Origin of the sequence: Pseudoalteromonas shioyasakiensis, assembly GCF_019134595.1 — a bacterium.
GTDB classification, from domain to species: domain Bacteria; phylum Pseudomonadota; class Gammaproteobacteria; order Enterobacterales; family Alteromonadaceae; genus Pseudoalteromonas; species Pseudoalteromonas shioyasakiensis_A.
This window is the reverse complement of sequence record NZ_CP077771.1, coordinates 705,048-722,350: the sequence shown is the minus strand read 5'-3', so window position 1 is coordinate 722,350 and position 17,303 is coordinate 705,048. Positions and strand designations below refer to the sequence as shown.

General features: G+C 42.1%; 13 protein-coding genes. 11 read left to right on the top strand and 2 right to left on the bottom strand.

Going from position 1 to position 17,303, the window contains the following annotated elements:
- Positions 1-98 precede the first annotated feature (98 nt).
- Both KQP93_RS20650 and KQP93_RS20645 read right to left on the bottom strand, forming a co-directional pair.
- On the bottom strand, positions 99-1,052 hold the full coding sequence (locus KQP93_RS20650) for a carbohydrate kinase family protein (protein WP_217877004.1): 954 nt from the start codon (positions 1,050-1,052) through the stop codon (positions 99-101).
- Positions 1,052-2,269 carry an AGE family epimerase/isomerase gene (locus KQP93_RS20645; protein WP_217877003.1) on the bottom strand — a complete coding sequence of 406 codons (1,218 nt, stop codon included), beginning with the start codon at positions 2,267-2,269 and terminating at the stop codon, positions 1,052-1,054. Before KQP93_RS20645 ends, KQP93_RS20650 begins: the two co-directional genes overlap by 1 nt.
- Before the next feature lie 137 nt (positions 2,270-2,406).
- Between KQP93_RS20645 and fucP the strand changes: the two genes are divergently transcribed.
- The 11 genes from fucP (at position 2,407) to KQP93_RS20590 (ending at position 17,250) form a co-directional block, all read left to right on the top strand.
- The gene (gene fucP, locus KQP93_RS20640; RefSeq protein ID WP_055021632.1) at positions 2,407-3,678 is read left to right on the top strand and encodes an L-fucose:H+ symporter permease; all 1,272 of its coding nucleotides are present in this window, start codon (positions 2,407-2,409) and stop codon (positions 3,676-3,678) included.
- A 346-nt stretch (positions 3,679-4,024) separates the two neighbouring features.
- A complete protein-coding gene (locus tag KQP93_RS20635; RefSeq protein WP_058584207.1) occupies positions 4,025-5,914 on the top strand; it encodes a methyl-accepting chemotaxis protein in 1,890 nt (629 codons plus the stop codon).
- 19 nt (positions 5,915-5,933) lie between these two features.
- Positions 5,934-7,013 carry a GGDEF domain-containing protein gene (locus KQP93_RS20630; RefSeq protein ID WP_254907762.1) on the top strand — a complete coding sequence of 360 codons (1,080 nt, stop codon included), beginning with the start codon at positions 5,934-5,936 and terminating at the stop codon, positions 7,011-7,013.
- The gene (locus KQP93_RS20625; protein WP_217877002.1) at positions 7,014-7,619 is read left to right on the top strand and encodes a DsbA family protein; all 606 of its coding nucleotides are present in this window, start codon (positions 7,014-7,016) and stop codon (positions 7,617-7,619) included. It abuts the gene before it with no gap.
- 176 nt (positions 7,620-7,795) lie between these two features.
- Positions 7,796-8,548 (top strand): DUF3450 domain-containing protein, encoded by a 753-nt coding sequence (locus KQP93_RS20620; RefSeq protein WP_062565605.1) that lies wholly within the window; start codon positions 7,796-7,798, stop codon positions 8,546-8,548.
- A 10-nt stretch (positions 8,549-8,558) separates the two neighbouring features.
- Positions 8,559-9,926: a MotA/TolQ/ExbB proton channel family protein gene (locus KQP93_RS20615; protein WP_054552069.1), complete on the top strand. Its 1,368-nt coding sequence runs from the start codon at positions 8,559-8,561 to the stop codon at positions 9,924-9,926.
- A gap of 3 nt (positions 9,927-9,929) precedes the next feature.
- On the top strand, positions 9,930-10,457 hold the full coding sequence (locus tag KQP93_RS20610; protein ID WP_217877001.1) for a MotA/TolQ/ExbB proton channel family protein: 528 nt from the start codon (positions 9,930-9,932) through the stop codon (positions 10,455-10,457).
- A gap of 45 nt (positions 10,458-10,502) precedes the next feature.
- Positions 10,503-10,916, top strand: coding sequence for an ExbD/TolR family protein (locus KQP93_RS20605; protein ID WP_036971869.1), 414 nt, complete (start codon positions 10,503-10,505; stop codon positions 10,914-10,916).
- Between the two features lie 12 nt (positions 10,917-10,928).
- Positions 10,929-11,534, top strand: a complete 606-nt coding sequence (locus tag KQP93_RS20600) for an energy transducer TonB (protein ID WP_217877000.1) — start codon at positions 10,929-10,931, stop codon at positions 11,532-11,534.
- Positions 11,535-11,551: 17 nt separating this feature from the next.
- Positions 11,552-12,859, top strand: a complete 1,308-nt coding sequence (locus KQP93_RS20595) for a tetratricopeptide repeat protein (protein WP_217876999.1) — start codon at positions 11,552-11,554, stop codon at positions 12,857-12,859.
- A 290-nt stretch (positions 12,860-13,149) separates the two neighbouring features.
- Positions 13,150-17,250, top strand: a complete 4,101-nt coding sequence (locus KQP93_RS20590) for a hypothetical protein (protein ID WP_217876998.1) — start codon at positions 13,150-13,152, stop codon at positions 17,248-17,250.
- Positions 17,251-17,303 lie beyond the last annotated feature (53 nt).

Genomic DNA, 17,303 nt, shown 5'->3' with positions numbered 1-17,303 from the left:
GTATTTACCAATTATCGATAAATGTAAAACTGAGCAATAGCGAAAAAGCCCGGCATTAATTACTAATGCCGGGCTTTTTACTCAAGCTAAACAAAGTTCTAGGCTAAATCGGCTGCGCTTGGTAAAGACGCAAATGCACCATAACGGCTTACTGCAAAAGCGCCAGCTTTAGCTGCGTATGCAATGGTTTGTTCGATATTCTCTGGCGTTTGGCAAAACGCTTTAAAGCTTTGTTTGTTTTCACAGTGCTGACCAATCTTTGACAGCATGCCGCCAATAAACGCATCACCTGCAGCTGTGGTATCAACCACTTTTGTAGCTGGTGGGTTAACTTGGCCTTTAAAGTCTGCGTGATAAAAGCTGATTGCTTCGCCGCCATTAGTAACTAGCAAACAGGTTACACCGGCCTTTAAAATGGCATCAATAGTATGCTCAAGTGGCATTTCTTGATGGCTTTTTTGATTTAAAAATTCAAGCTCTTCAAATGAGAGTTTTACGATATCTGCAAGAGATATAACATGCCACATTCTATCTAGAGTATGACGCATACTTGGCCATAGGTTTTCGCGCAGATTCATATCAAAACTACAGATTGCACCGGCTTTTTTCGCCTGAGTTAAACCATAAATAGTGGTTTGATAGATATTGTGCTCAGTCAAACTGTTGCTGCATACATGCATGATGGCGTGATTTGCAAACATTGCATGGTCAAAGTCGTCTACGCGATACAGTAAATCGGCGGCTGGTGGGCGATAAAAGCTAAACGAGCGTTCGCCACTGTCATCAAGTGATACAAACGCCAAGGCTGTTTTAGCCGCATCGGTGAATGTACAGTACTGGGTGTTTACTGCATGCTGGTCAAGCTCTTGTTTAATAAAGTGACCAAACATATCATCGCCTAACATGCCGCAAAAGCTGGTGTTTAGGCCTAGTTTTGCTGCTGCAACAGCCACATTAGCAGGTGCGCCACCTGCGTATTTGGTAAATGACTCTGGTTGTTTACCATCTGATAAAAAGTCGATTAATGCTTCGCCAAAACACACTAAACTCATTATGCATTCCTCAAGGTTAAGGTTCTTAATACTTCGTAGCAGGCACCCATAGTATGGTAGTCGGTTTTGCCTGCTGGCGATTTTTCGTCACTGTATGGTTGGTTTTGTGCTGATAAAATGCGATACCACGCACCATATTGGTGATCTACCATATGTTGCCAACTGTACTGCCAAATTTTTTCGTACCATTGCCAATAGCTTTCGTCATTTGTGGCATCAGCGAGTAGGGCTGCTGCGGCCAATGATTCGGCCTGCACCCAAAAGTATTTATCGCTATCACAAATTTGTTTATCTGGTGCAAAGCCATAGAAAATGCCCCCATGTTGCTGATCCCACGCGATGCTCAGGGTTTCATCAAACAGGCTTTTAGCGCGCGTTACCAGCCAAGGTTCATCAATATGGCGGTTTAAAATAAGTAATAGTTTTGCCCACTCAGTTTGATGACCTGGTTGAAATCCCCAAGGCCTAAATAAATGCTGCGGGTCATCTTTGTTGTAATCTAAATCGATTTGCCAATTTTTAGAGTAGTGCTCCCACACCAACTGCTGGCTCTGAGCTGCCAGTTTTACGGTAAAGGTTTCGGCAAGCTCTGTAGCACGTTTTAAATAACGGGTCTCGTTGGTCGCTTCAAAACACATGAGTAAGGCTTCGCATAAATGCATATTGGCATTTTGGCCACGATAGTCATCTGCACAGCTAAAATTGGCATTTTGCTCATCTAAATAGGCATTATGCTGTGGTTCAAAGTAGTGCTGCTCTAATAAATCCCATACCTGCGAAATGGTATTTTTGCAGTCGTTCACCCCTGCTTTTAAAGCAACCGCGTTTGCAAGCATTACAAAAGCGAGCCCATAACAATGGTTGGTGTCGTCTAACACGGTTACTTTGCCGTTATCATCTTGCTCAATAAGCCAAGCATAACCACCAGATGCTTGTTTATGCGCATGTTCAAGGTGAGCTAAACCATGTTTAGTGAGGCTTAAATATTCTGGGTCTTTAAACTCGATATACGCCATCGCGTAATTAAAAACAAAGCGGGTGCTCGAGACTAAATGACGAGTGTGTTTTTCGTAAACCGCGCCATTATTTTTAAAGAATTGATAAAAGCCCGCTAAGCCATGGGCTGAATGATCAACACAATGGGGGTGATAAAAAGCAAGAGTATCTTGGATATGCTGCTTAAGAAAATCAGGGCTTTTAAAGTCAACTTTGGCCATGGGTTATTAATAAATCTGTGTTCATCTTGCAACTATAGCAGGAAATAAAAATATTGGAACGTTCCTAGTAAATCTTTGTGCTATTTTTACTTCAATGTGTAGAATCAAAGGTAACTTGTTAACGGAGTGAAAACCACGTGAGTGAAATAAATACAAACCAATCGTTTGTCGCCGATGGTTCGCAGCAAAATAAAAACTACCTGCTACCACTGACAGCAATGACAACCCTGTTCTTTTTATGGGGTTTCATTACAGTTTTAAATGACGTGTTGATCCCGCGCTTAAAAGGGGTGTTCGATTTAACCTACACAGAGGCAATGCTGGTTCAGTTTTGTTTTTTTGGTGCTTACTTTATTGTTTCGCTACCTGCGGGTATGTTGGTTAAAAAAATGGGCTACAAAAATGGCGTACTAACCGGCTTAGTCGTGGCATCAATTGGCTGTATGTTGTTCTACCCAGCGGTTGTAGTGCATGAATATTGGTTATTCTTAGGTGCGTTATTTGTTCTAGCAGCAGGTATTACCGTATTACAGGTATCTGCTAACCCGTATGTTGTGGCGTTAGGCCCTGAAAAAACGGCGTCGTCACGTTTAAATTTAGCACAAGCACTTAACTCACTAGGTACCACAGTTGGTCCATATGTGGGTGGTATTTTATTCTTTGGTACAGCAGGCACACTAGCTGCAAACGCAGCAACTGCAGAATCTGTAAAAGTACCTTACCTAATGCTTGCAGCAGCACTACTGACTATTGCTGTAGTATTTGCCTTCTTTAAATTACCAGTGATTGCAGAGCATACAGAAGAGCAAGACTGTAAAGCGAAAGGCCACAGCCTAGCTGAAGCACCTCATTTAATGATGGGTGTTGTAGGTATCTTCTGTTACGTAGGTGCAGAGGTTTCAATTGGTAGCTTCTTAGTTAACTATTTTGGCGAAGAACACATCGCTGGCCTTGAAGAGCATGCGGCTGCAAGCCTAATTGCTTATTACTGGGGCGGTGCAATGGTGGGTCGTTTCATTGGCTCTGCAGCACTTCAAAAAATTGCGCCTTCAAAAGCGTTATTCTTTAATGCCATGATGGTTATTGTATTGCTGTTAGTGACTATATTCACTGAAGGTGATGTGGCGCTTTACTCAGTACTTGCAATTGGTTTATTCAATTCAATTATGTTCCCGACTATTTTCTCTGTTGCTATTGAAGGTTTAGGCTCACTAACCAGTAAAGGTTCGGGTTGGTTATGTTTAGCAATCGTCGGTGGTGCCTTAGTACCATTAGTACAAGGTGTAGTCGCTGATACAGTAAACATCCAACAAAGCTTCTTTGTACCAGTGATTTGTTATGCATTTATCGCTTGGTATGGCTTAAATGTTGTACGTTTAGCTGATAGCTGGAAAAAACGCATCGGCTAAAATTACTATCAATAAAAACCCCGCACAGAGTTGCGGGGTTTTTTTGTGCCATTTTTTTGCTATACCGAAAAAACTAGATGACAAAATGATTTAATGAATACGTATTCAGGGGCGGTTTAAGTAATAATCTATAGGAACGTTCCAAAAAATTTTTTGCTGCTTTTTTATTAATACGACTTAAGAAGTGAAATTGGCTGCCGTTAACAAAGTAATTGATTTTCAAAGAAAGCGTACTTTAATAAAAGGAACGTTTTTCTAGTTTTAGCTTAATTTTATAAGACAAAGAGCTTTAAATTTGTTAAATATAAAGAGGCTAACAACGAAAAAAATAACAAACAGGTTTGTCATGCAAAGCACTCTTAAATTTACCACCAAGGTAACTGTGGCTGCATCACTGGTTTTAGTGATAGTGCTCGGTTTATTCACCATTAATAACTTCATCTCTATGCGCAGCCAAACGCAGGAGCAGCTTTCGCTCGTTCTTCAAGAGATTTCTCAGTCTGTGTCGCAAAACATAGCTAACTGGTTAAATGCTAAATTAGCGATTGTTTCGTCAGTTGCTGATACCTATCAACTTGGTGATAGCAAAGAGCTTACACTTACTCAGCTGAACACAGCCGACAAAGCGGGGAGTTTTAAGAATACCTATATTGGTATCACTGATGGCACCTTTGTATTGAATGATCAATCTGTTGTCTTACCGCCAGACTACGATGCAACAACACGCCCTTGGTACAAACTTGTTGAAAACAAAACAAACACGGCTTTTACGGCCCCGTATATTGACGTAACCACCAATGAACTGACTATTTCAGCTGTAGCGCCTATGCAAGCTAACGGTGTGTTTAGCGGTGTTGCAGGTGCCGACATCGACATGAAAACCATCACTAAAATCGTCAACGAAATTGACTTTTTAGGGTTTGGTTATGGCTTTTTACTCGATAGTGAAGGGCGCATTTTAAGCCACCCAGAGACTAAATTTAACGACAAAAACATGAGTGACTTATTTGGTAAAAGTTTGTCGTTACAATCTGAGTTTGTAGAAGTACAAGTAGGTGGCTTAGACAAATTAGTGTCGTTTACCAAAATCAAAGGAATTCAAAATGTTGATTGGTATTTGGGTGTGGTGATCAACGAAGAAATTGCTTACTCATCGGTGGCCTCATTTAGAAATATGGCGGCTATCTACATGCTAATGGGTATTGTCGCGATTGTATTAATGATGCAGTTTTTACTTCGCTATTTAATGCGCCCAATGCAGCGCTTAAACGATGCAATTAAAGATATTGCCCAAGGTGAGGGTGATTTAACCCGTCGTCTTGAGGTTGAAAATAATGACGAGTTTGGCGAGCTAAGTCATTACTTTAATGCATTCATCGAGAAAATTCATACATCAATCGAGCAAGTTAAAAATACCACCGTTGAGCTTGAACGCTTAGTTGAGAGTTTAGTTAATCAAACTCAAGGCACGCTCGACATGTATGCTGACCAAACAAAACGTACTGATAACGTTGCAACTGCAATCAATGAGCTGACATCGAGTGCGGTAGAAATCTCAAATAGTGCAAGTAATGCGTCAACGTTAGCAACCAGTGCTAACAGCCAATCATTACAAAGCCAATCTGCATTAGCTGATAACTTATCAGCTATTAATGCCTTGTCTCGCAATATGGAGCAGGCGCAAAAAACCATTAATAGTTTAGATGCACACACTGTAAGCATTGGCCAAGTGCTTGAAGTGATCAAAGGTGTGAGTGAGCAAACTAACTTGCTAGCACTTAATGCAGCGATAGAGGCAGCACGTGCTGGAGAAGCGGGTCGTGGTTTTGCGGTTGTAGCCGACGAGGTACGTCAACTTGCGCACCGTACACAACAATCAACTCAAGAAATCGAAGACACCATTTCGCAATTACAACAAGGCTCTGCGTCTGCAGTTGAAGTTATGACGGCCAGTATTCGCGACAGTGAAAAGAGTGTTGAGCAAGCTCATGTAGCAGGCGATAAAATGGCTGAGGTTACCCGTGCCATTGAGTCAATTGATGAGGTGAACCACAGTGTTGCCAATGCCACAACTGAGCAAAACCAAGTGATTCAAAGCTTAGACAGTGACATACACTCAATTAGTGAGCTATCAAATCAAGGTCAAAGCAATCTTAATAACACCTTGAATGAGTGCACTAAATTAAAAGCCCAGTTCTATGAGCTAGAACAATTGGTACTTAAATTTAAAGTTTAGTTGTTAAGAGACTGCAATTTTGGATCAAAATTGGCTTAATGCCATTACTTTAAACAGTGTCGACACGGCGGATAAACAGCGCCGTGCCTTCACGCTATTTACTATGGCTTTTTTTGCCATCGTATTAATCACTTCGTTAGTGTTATCTAACTATCAAATTTACGCCTTACCGCTCACTATTATGTTAGTGGTGAGCGATATAACTATTGTGCTGTGCATGCTCTATTACTTTCGCACTGGTGCTTTAGTCTCTGTAAGCTGCATTATTTTATCGATTATTTTGCTGCTCTGTGTGGCACTGGTATACACCGGCGGCAAAGAAAACACCGCTTTATATTGGCTCATGTTTTACCCTATTGTGGCTTATGTCACTTTAGGGTTAAAAGTAGGCAGTGTGTTGGTTGGAATTATGTATGCTAGTGCAGTTGCACTGCTCTTTAGCCCCAACTTTGGGCAAGCACATTACGGGCAAGTTGAAACCTCACGCTTTTTAGCCTCTTTCACTATGGTGATTTTATTCTCTGGGATCAGTGAATACTTTAGGCAAAAAAGCCATCAAAAAATTGCTGATATTACCTTAATAGAAAAACGCGATGCATTAACAGACCCACTCACAGGTCTTGCTAATCGTCGTTATATTTATGAACATATTCAGCCGCGCCTTGAAGCTGAAGCGGCTAATTACTTACCTATGTCGGTATTATTAATTGATTTAGATAACTTTAAATCACTAAATGATACTTATGGTCATGACTTTGGCGATCAGGCATTAATAGCCTTTACCTCTATGCTGCACGATAAATTACGTGGTACAGATATAAAAGCACGTTATGGCGGCGAAGAGTTTATTATTTTGCTACCAAAAGCGGGGCTTAGCATTGCCCATGCTGTGGCTGAAAAACTGCGTAGTTATGTCGCCGAAAAACAGATCCCTTATGATGTTGGGCAGTCTGTGACTATTACGTGCAGTATTGGTATTGCCAGCCTTGAGCGTGGCAGCCAATTTAGTAAAGCGATTAAACAAGCAGACGACAACCTCTATAAAGCCAAAGCAAAAGGGCGTAATGTAGTAGTCTCTGATTTAACTGAGATAAGCTAAATGGCAAAGCTAATTTATGTATACGACCCAATGTGTAGTTGGTGCTGGGGCTACAGAGAAACCTGGTTAAAACTAAAAGCAGCCCTTGGCGATAAACTTGCTATTGAATACAAAGTAGGTGGCCTCGCGCCTGATTCAGATGAGCCAATGCCAAAAGAGATGCAGCAGTTTTTACAGCAAACATGGCAACGTATAGAACAGCAGCTTGGCACGCCATTTAATCATGAGTTTTGGCATACCGCGCAACCACGCCGCTCTACTTACCCAGCATGCCGTGCTGTGCTTGTTGTAAGGCAGCACAATAAAGAGCACGAGATGCTCTACGCCATTCAAAAAGCCTACTACTTAGATGCACAAAATCCATCTGACATCAGCACTCTTGCAAGCCTTGCTGAGCAAATAGGGTTAGAAAAAAACGCATTCATTAAAGAAATTGAAAGTGAAAAAATAAATTCGTTACTTATGGCCGAAATAAACCAAGCCAGAAGCTTACCTATTCAAGGTTTTCCGTCTTTAGTCCTTGATGATAAAGGGCTCTTCGCTGCTATTCCTGTTAATTATCAAGACTGGCAAAGCACATACCAGCAAATCCTATCCCATATTTAGTTCCCGAAACCCTGCAACTTTTGCCTTATCTTTGCGCAATATAAACTAATTGTTACAGCTGTCATATTTTTGTATTTTTTGCGCAACATGCTTGTCATTTTTCATCGTTATCCTTTCGCACAATAAAACAACCCAACTAGCAAATTAAGCTAACTTAACGAGTAAAGGTGTATGCGATGAAAGGCGTTAAACCACTGATTTTAGCAGGTATTGTAGCGGCATCTGCAGCAGTACATGCAAACGATCTAGATAAAGTAATTGATAAAAGCAGCGAGATAAACAAATCTGCAGCGCAATCACAAACTAAAATCGACAAGATTGCAGATTCAATGCAAGGTCGTTTACAACAATTTAAAGCCCTTAATAAAGAAATTGACGGCTTAACTGTTTATAACGCGCAACTTACTAAGCAATTAAATAACCAAATTGCAGAAATGGACGCGTTAAACGAGTCAATGGATCAGGTGTCAGTTATTGAGCGTCAAATTACGCCGTTAATGATGCGTATGATCACAGGTCTTGAGCAATTCGTTGCACTAGACGTGCCTTTCTTAACTGAAGAACGTAGTAAGCGTATTGCATCATTAAAAGAAATGATGGACCGCGCAGACATCACTTCAAGTGAAAAATTCCGCCGCTTACTTGAAGCTTACCAAGTAGAAGTTGATTACGGTCGCACTATCGAAGCGTACACAGCATTATTGAATGTAGATGGCCAAGAGCGCGAAGTGGATTTCTTACGCATTGGTCGTTTAGAACTTATTTATTTAACACGCGACGGCAAAAAAGCAGGTAGCTGGGATAAAGAAACAAAATCGTTTGTTGAATTACCAGATTCTGCAATCAGCCAAATCAATAAAGGTTTACGCATTGCTCGTAAGCAACTTGCCCCAGATATGTTAACACTGCCAGTCCACGCTGCTGAATAAGAGGTTTGAGATGAAATTATTAACGAAAATGACAAAAATGGCCGTGTTTGCAGCTGGCCTTGGTTTTGCTGGTAGCAGCCTAGCAGCTGAGCCAATGGATTTAGACTCATTACTAAAAACATTAGAGCAAGGTAAAGCACAGCAAAGCGCCGAAAATAAACAACGTGAACAAGAGTTCATGGCGCGTCAGAATGAACAAGTACAAATGCTTAAAGATACACAAGCAAAACGTACTGCAATGCTTAACGAATCAGAGCGTTTAGAAACTCAATTTGAAGAAAACGAAGTAAAGCTAGCTAACTTAACAGACACACTTTCAAACCGCATGGGTTCACTTAAAGAGCTATTCGGTGTGTTACAACAAGTAGCGGGTGATTCAAGCAATAAATTCATGACGTCAGTTGTTTCTGCAGAGCTTCCTGGTCGTAGTAACTTCATGGATGAACTAGCACAAAAAATGGGTTCAACGTCAAAGCTTGCTTCTATCGATGATATCGAAAAAGTATGGTTTGAATTACAACGCGAAATGACTGAGCAAGGTAAAGTATCTCGCTTTACAACAGATGTTATCGTTGAAGGTGGCAGCAAAGCACAAAAAGAAGTGGTGCGTGTTGGTGCATTTAACTTAATCGCAGACGGTAAATACCTTGAGTACACACCGGCTACGAACACAATCAGCCAGCTTACACGTCAGCCTAGCAGCCGTTACACAGCAACTGCAGCTGATTTACAGCAAGCAAACTCAGGTGTCGTACCGTTCGCACTTGACCCTACAGGTGGTTCAATCTTAGGTCTTTTAGTACAAGCACCTGATACTGAAGAGCAAGTTCACCAAGGTGGTACGGTTGGTTACATCATCTTAGGAGTTGGCTTAATCGCTTTACTAATCGCACTTGAGCGTTTTGTATCTCTAATGATTATGGGTAGCAAAATCCGTCGTCAGCTTAAAGACACAGTAGCACGTGATGACAATCCACTTGGTCGCGTAATGAAAGTGAAAGATCAGTACCCAGATGTAGCGTACGACACGCTTGAGCTTAAATTAAGCGAAGCAATCATTCGTGAAATGCCAAAAATAACTCGTAACCTGACGTTAATTAAGATTATCTCTGTGGTAGCACCACTACTTGGTCTACTAGGTACGGTAACCGGTATGATTAACACCTTCCAAGCAATTACCTTGTTCGGTACAGGTGACCCTAAACTAATGGCGGGTGGTATTTCTCAGGCACTTGTAACAACGGTACTTGGTCTGGTTGTGGCTATCCCAACAGTATTCTTATACACACTTCTTAACACGCGTTCTAAAAACATGCTGTTGATTTTACAAGAGCAAAGCGCAGGTATCATCGCAGAGCGAAGCGAGAAAGGAGCATAAATCATGGTGCTATTGATTGATGCAATCAATGCTCTACGTGATTTCCTCGACACAGGTGGCCAAGTTCTCTTGGTCATCGGGGTCCTCATCTTCGCGATGTGGTTATTGATACTTGAGCGTTTTATGTATTTCTTTGGTGGCTTTAAACGCTACAAGAAAGACGTAAAAAGCACTTGGAGCAATAGAGCAGAGCGTAACAGCTGGAACGCAGAGCAAATTCGCCAAGCGATGATTTCACGCGCTGGCATGCAACTAAATAATAACCTTGCGCTAATCAACGTAATGGTTGCGTTATGTCCACTTTTAGGTCTGTTAGGTACCGTAACCGGCATGATCGAAGTATTTGATGTAATGGCAATTACAGGCACAGGCAGTGCACGTTCGATGGCATCAGGGGTGTCTAAAGCCACTATCCCAACGATGGCCGGTATGGTGGGTGCACTTTCAGGGGTTTTCGCGTCAACGTTCTTACAACGTCGTGCAAAACGCGAAGTGCAATTACTTGAAGACAAAATGGTCTTAGACCACTAAACGAATTTTAGGGTGATGTGAGCATCACCCACTAGGAGACTAACAATGAGAGCGCCACTAGGTAACTTATTTCAAGAAGACGACGCTGAAGAAATCAACATGACGCCAATGCTAGACGTTGTTTTCATCATGCTTATCTTCTTTATCGTAACAGCATCATTCGTAAAAGAAGCCGGTATTGATGTAAACCGTCCTGAAGCTGCAACGGCAGTGAAAAAAGAGCGTGCCAACATCTTAGTTGCTATTTCTGACAAAGGTGAAATTTGGATCAACAAACGCCAAGTAGATGTTCGTGCAGTACAAGCAAATATCGAGCGCTTAAAAGCTGAAAACCCACAAGGTAGCGTGGTTATTCAAGCTGATAAGAAAGCCACAACTGATGTACTTATTAAAGTAATGGATGCATCGCGAGCTGCAGGCGCATTTGATGTGTCGATTGCTGCGCAAGAAGCATCATAAGGAATGTGAGCGATGCGTTATATAGTTGCATTAATCATCGCTGGTATCGTGACTGTCATGCTGTTTTTAGGCATGCAGGCACTGATCAGCGGTGGTGAAGGGGCCATGTCTGAGCCCGTAAAAGGAAACGTACTTGATTTTGTTCGTCTGAAAAAAGAAGAGACAGTGCAAAAGAAAGAACGTAAACCGCAAAAGCCACCAACGCCAAAAGAGCCACCTCCGCCAATGGAATCACCGCAAATGCAAAACAGTGATCCTAACGCGAGCAATGCCAATTTTGACTTTGGTGCCAGTGTGGAAGCCGACGTTAACTTAGCTGGCGGCTTAGCCCTTGAATCAAGCGATGGTGAATACCTGCCGATTGTAAAAGTAGCGCCTGTTTACCCGCGCCGAGCTTTATCGCGTGGAATTGAAGGCTATGTGATTGTTGAGTTTACAGTAACCAAGCAAGGCACAGTACGTGACCCGAAAGTTATTAAAGCTGAACCAGAGTCATTGTTTGACCGCGCTGCGATGGATGCAGCACTTAAATTTAAATATAAACCGCGCGTTGTTAACGGTGAAGCTGTTGAAGTAGCGGGCGTACAGAACAAAATTTCTTTCCAAATTAACGGTTAGAAAAGAGGAATGCGATTATGAAACCTTTAAAAGTTGCCGTGATTTGCGCGGCTGCTTTCACAAGCAGCCTTGTAGTACCAAGCGTTGTTAGTATGTTACCAGGTGTCACTCTGGCAACAGCTTACGCTCAAGAGCAAAAAACTAAACGAGTACCTGCACTGCGCGAAAAAGTGTATAGCCAATTAGCACGAGCACAAAAGCTGGCTGATGATGGTGATGCAAAAGCAGGGCTAGAAGCACTTGATAGTATTCAAGAGCGCTCTTCGAGCATGAACTCGTATGAAATTGCCATGATGCATAATTTCTACGGTTTTATTTACTACAACGAAAACGACCTAGATAAAGCAATTGCGTCGTTTGAAAAAGTAGTAAACGAAGATGCGATTCCAGAAACATTACGAGTAAGCACCACCTTTAGCTTAGCGCAACTTGCAATGGCTAATAGCGATTACGAAAAGGTAATCAAATATTTAGCACAGTGGGATGTGATTAACGACAAGCCTAAAACAGATGCTTATTATGTATTGAAATCTCAAGCGTATTATCAGCTTAAAGATTACCAAAAAGGCATTGAAAACATTAACCTAGCTATCGCAGAAGCTGACAGTAAAGGTGAGATGCCAAAAGAAAACTGGTTAATCTTACAGCGTGCTATGTACTACTCACTTAATCAGTCTGACAAAGTGGTCGAGGTACTTGAGCGTTTAGTTAAGCTTTACAACAAGCCAGAGTACTGGGTTCAGTTAGGTGGCATGTACGGTGAAACGGGCGCAGAGAAAAAGCAATTAGCGATTTTAGAAGCGGCATATCAACAAGGTTTCATGAAATCTAAATCAGATTTACGTCAATTATCACAAGTGTATTTATACAACGGCCTGGCTTTTAAAGCGGCGAACGTGATGAGTAAAGCTATGCAAGACGGTGTCGCTGAAAAATCAGCGAAAAATTATGCCTTTGTTGCAGAAGCAATGGTACAAGCAAAAGAGGGTGAAAAGTCACTTGCTTACTTTGCAAAAGCTGCTGATTTAGTAACGCATGGTCAGTACGAACAACGTATTGCAGAGGTAAGCATTAACCTTGAAAAATACGAAGAAGCAGCGGATGCAGCACGTAAAGCCCTCGATAAAGGCGGCTTAGAGTTTGAATCGAATGTGTATGTTGCCTTAGGTATGGCGCAGTACAATTTACAAAACTTTGATGCCTCGATTTTAGCGTTTGAACAAGCGGAAAAACATAAAAAGTCGCAGCGTTTAGCTGAGCAATGGATCAAGTATGTGAAGCGTGAAAAAGTGCACGCCGAAACATTACGTACCGCTTTACTCTAAATCGTATTCAACAGGTAAGCGTACAAAAGAACTAATTTATAATCGCAACACCAAAGCTGCCTTCGGGCGGCTTTTTTCCGTTCCTAAAATTAACTAACTAACTCTTTTTTAAATAATTAATATTGTCATTTTATGTTTATTAAAGTGTAACTAGTTTGTCATACAGCTCCCGTAAGGTAGTCGCAGTTTAAAACTCAAGTGACCCAAAAGCATTAAATTTCAGTGCTTTTGGGTGACTTGAGTTTATGCGCTAACACAATAATTAAATATCTATCTTAACGGAGTGAACAATGAAATTATCTGACTTATTCAAAGTTAGTTTGGTAGCTGCAGCAGTTTCTTTAGCTGGTTGTGGTGGTGATTTAGTCGTTAAAGAAGGCGACACCACTGTCAACGAAGGCGATAACGTCACTAACATCATCGATAATGGTGGTGACAATGGTGATAACGGCGGCGACCAATCTGGTCGTGATGATTCTCAAAATGCGACTACTGGTTTCCCAACTGACATCGAAAATGCCTTAACACAAGGTTTAGCAACAGATGTTTCTTCAGAATTCCCTACGATTACAGATAAACCAGTTTACCGCTTATCAGCAGACACTACATTCACAGCTGATGCGACACTAACAAATGATGCTCACTGGATTTTAAATGGTCGTACAGCTGTAGGTAATGACCGAGCTGATAACGCTGTTTTATATATCCAACAAGGTACTACATTAATCGGTGAATCGGGTGATGACTTCTTAGTTGTACGTCGTGGCTCACAAATCGAATCAGTAGGTACTGTAAGTCAGCCAATCACAATGACTTCGATTCAAGATGTGACTAATGTTGAGACGTCTATCGGTCAGTGGGGCGGTTTAGTACTTCTTGGTAATGCACCTGCAAACTCATGTGGTGACCAAGAAGGCGAAGCAACTGCAGACGAACTTGCAAACTGTGGTGTTGCTGCAGAAGGTGATGCAGGTCAATTCGGTGGTAACGTTGCAGATGATAACTCTGGTACATTGAAATACTTAGTTGTTAAACATGCAGGTAAAACACTGGGTAATGGTGACGAATTAAACGGTATTTCATTTGCCGGTGTTGGTTCTGCAACTACAGTTGATTACATTCAAGTACACGAAAACTTAGATGATGGTATCGAGTTCTTTGGTGGTACAGTAAACGTAAGTAACGTGGTACTTACAAGCATTGGTGATGACTCACTAGATTGGTCATTTGGTTGGACTGGTACGGCGAAAAACGTATACATTCAACAAGCTGCGAACTTAGGTGACAACGCGATTGAAGCGGATAACTCTGAGTTTGATTCAGACGCTACACCACTAACTAACCCTACCATTGAAAACGTAACAATCGTAGGTGCAGAAGGTAACAATGGTATTCGTCTACGTGCAGGTACTGCAGGTATGCTAAAAAACGTTTTCGTTACAGGCCCTGCAACGTATGAAAACTGTTTACGTGTTGGTTCTGATTCAGTGCCTCGAGCAGAAGACGGCTCTCTAACTATCACTAACTCAGTTGTTGCTTGTCAAACAGCTGCGAATAACTTTGGTAGCGAAACAATTAATGGTGGTACTGTACAAGCATGGTTTGAAGGCCAAGACGGTAACCAAACACTTACTCCAGCAGATCTAATGCTAGATGATAATGGTTATATGCCTTTAGCGGGTTCACCATTATTAGCGAATGGTCAAATCGGTGCATTTAGCGCAACAAATAACTGGATGGAAGGTTGGACTGTTGCTATCAATGGCGGTTTCCCAACGGATATTGAAAATGCAATGGCGCAAGGCCTTGCGACAGACGTTTCATCTGAATTCCCACAAATCACTGACAAGCCGGTTTATCGTTTAGCTGAAGATACAACCTTCACTTCAGATGTAACATTAACAAATGACGCTCACTGGATCTTAAACGGTCGTACAGCTGTGGGTGGTGACCGTACTGATAGCGCAACATTATATGTTCAAGCGGGTACTACATTAATTGGTGAAACAGGTGATGACTTCTTAGTTGTTCGTCGTGGTTCACAAATTAACGCTAATGGTAATGCAACAGCACCAATCACTATGACATCTATCCAAGATATGACAGGTGCAGAGACAGGCATCGGTCAATGGGGTGGTTTAGTATTACTTGGTAATGCACCGGCTAACTCATGTGGTGACCAACAAGGTGAAACAACACCTGAAGAGCTAGCAAACTGTGGTGTTGCAGCTGAAGGTGATGCAGGTCAATTCGGTGGTGATGATGCAGAAGACAACTCGGGTGTTGTTCGTTATGTTGTTGTTAAACACGCAGGTAAAACACTGGGTAATGGCGATGAGCTAAATGGTATTTCATTCGCGGGTGTTGGTTCTAAAACAAAAGTTGAATACATCCAAGTTCACCAAAACCTTGACGATGGTATCGAGTTCTTCGGTGGTACTGTCAACGTTCGTAACGTTGTACTAACTGATATTGGTGATGACGCGTTTGACTGGTCATTTGGTTGGACAGGTCGCGCACAAAACGTTTATATCCAACAATCATCTGTTGAAGGTGACAATGCAATCGAAGCAGATAACTCTGAGTTCGATTCAAACGCAACACCATTAACTAAGCCATTACTTTCAAACGTAACGATTGTTGGTGCTGACGGTAAAAACGGTGTTCGTCTTCGTGCAGGTACAGCGGGTGTTATCCGTAACATGGTTGTGACAGGCCCTGAAGGTTACAAAAACTGTTTACGTGTAGGTTCTGACTCTGTAGCAAATGCTGAGTCTGGTGAGCTTTCTATTGAGAACTCAGTGGTAGCATGTAGTGCAGACAATAACTTCGGTTCTGAAGCAATCGGTTCTGGTAATGTTCAGTCTTGGTTCGAAGGTCAAACTGGTAACCAAACACTTACTGCAGCGACATTAAACCTTGCTACAGATGGTTTCACGCCTAAATCAAGCTCACCGCTATTAGGTGCTGGTGTTGATGCGTCAGACCTTGACCCATTCTTCACTAAAACAAGCTACATTGGTGCATTTGACGGTGACAACAACTGGATGGACGGTTGGACAGTTGCTGTTAACCCTAGTTTCCCTGCTGATATTACAAACGCAATGGAGCAAGGTTTAGCGACTGATGTTTCTGCAAGCTTCCCACAAATTACCGATAAGCCAGTTTATCAGTTAGCACAAGATGTTGTTTTTACTTCTGACGTGACATTAACTAACGATGCTCACTGGATCCTTAAAGGCCGCACGGCAGTGGGTGGTGACCGTACTGATAGTGCAACGCTTTATGTTCAATTTGGTACAACACTAATCGGTGAAAGCGGTGATGACTTCTTAGTTGTTCGTCGTGACTCGAAGATTGAAGCGGTAGGTACTGCAACTCAACCAATCGTTATGACATCAATCCAAGATATGACAGGTGCTGAAACAGGCATTGGTCAATGGGGCGGTGTGGTACTTCTTGGTAACGCACCAGCGAACTCTTGTGGCGACCAAGTGGGCGAAACAACGGCTGATGAACTAGCAAACTGTGGTGTTGCTGCAGAAGGTGATGCTGGTCAATTCGGTGGTAACCAACCTGAAGATAACTCAGGTACTCTTAAGTATGTTGTTGTAAAACAAGCAGGTAAAACACTTGGTAACGGTGATGAGCTTAACGGTATTTCACTTGCAGGTGTTGGTAGCCAAACTGAACTTGATTATATCCACGTTCACGAAAACCTTGATGACGGTGTTGAGTTCTTCGGTGGTACTGCAAGCATCAGCCACTTAGTACTAACAAACATTGGTGATGACTCGCTAGATTGGTCATTCGGTTGGACTGGTAATGCACAATACGTATTAATCAAGCAGTCTTCATCTGAAGGTGACAATGCAATTGAAGCTGATAACTCAGAGTTTGATTCAGATGCATCACCTTTAACTACACCTACTATCTCTAACGTAACTATCATCGGTGCAGATGGTGTAAACGGTATCCGTTTACGTGCAGGTACTGCGGGCATGTTGAAAAACGTGGTAGTAACAGGTGGTGAAGGTTATAAAAACTGCTTACGAGTTGGAGCAGATTCAGCACCTCGTGCTGAAGATGGTTCACTTACTATCAGTCACTCAGTAGTTGCATGTGCAGCAGATAATAACTTCTCAAGCCAAGCAATTGGTACAGGTAATGTTCAATCTTGGTTCGAAGGCCAAGAAGGTAACTCTATCATGGACGCAGCAATGTTAGGTCTTAGCGACAACGGTTATCAACCAAGTGCTGAATCAGCACTACTTGGTAGCGGTTTCGATGCTTCAAGCCTAAATAGCTTCTTCGACCAAGTAGATTACATCGGTGCAATGGATGCGCAAACAGACTGGACAGCAGGTTGGGTAAAAGTAGGTCTTAACTAAGCCCTTCTAATCCATGGTCGGGGGCAACCCCGGCCAGCTTCTAGTTTTGTTTT

Coding starts and splice junctions, on each gene's coding strand:
- KQP93_RS20645 (WP_217877003.1), bottom strand. CDS start 2,269: ATGGCCAAAGTTGACTTTAAAAGCCCTGATTTTCTTAAGCAGCATATC.
- KQP93_RS20615 (WP_054552069.1), top strand. CDS start 8,559: ATGAAATTATTAACGAAAATGACAAAAATGGCCGTGTTTGCAGCTGGC.
- KQP93_RS20635 (WP_058584207.1), top strand. CDS start 4,025: ATGCAAAGCACTCTTAAATTTACCACCAAGGTAACTGTGGCTGCATCA.
- KQP93_RS20605 (WP_036971869.1), top strand. CDS start 10,503: ATGAGAGCGCCACTAGGTAACTTATTTCAAGAAGACGACGCTGAAGAA.
- KQP93_RS20590 (WP_217876998.1), top strand. CDS start 13,150: ATGAAATTATCTGACTTATTCAAAGTTAGTTTGGTAGCTGCAGCAGTT.
- KQP93_RS20650 (WP_217877004.1), bottom strand. CDS start 1,052: ATGAGTTTAGTGTGTTTTGGCGAAGCATTAATCGACTTTTTATCAGAT.
- KQP93_RS20610 (WP_217877001.1), top strand. CDS start 9,930: ATGGTGCTATTGATTGATGCAATCAATGCTCTACGTGATTTCCTCGAC.
- KQP93_RS20595 (WP_217876999.1), top strand. CDS start 11,552: ATGAAACCTTTAAAAGTTGCCGTGATTTGCGCGGCTGCTTTCACAAGC.
- KQP93_RS20620 (WP_062565605.1), top strand. CDS start 7,796: ATGAAAGGCGTTAAACCACTGATTTTAGCAGGTATTGTAGCGGCATCT.
- KQP93_RS20600 (WP_217877000.1), top strand. CDS start 10,929: ATGCGTTATATAGTTGCATTAATCATCGCTGGTATCGTGACTGTCATG.
- KQP93_RS20625 (WP_217877002.1), top strand. CDS start 7,014: ATGGCAAAGCTAATTTATGTATACGACCCAATGTGTAGTTGGTGCTGG.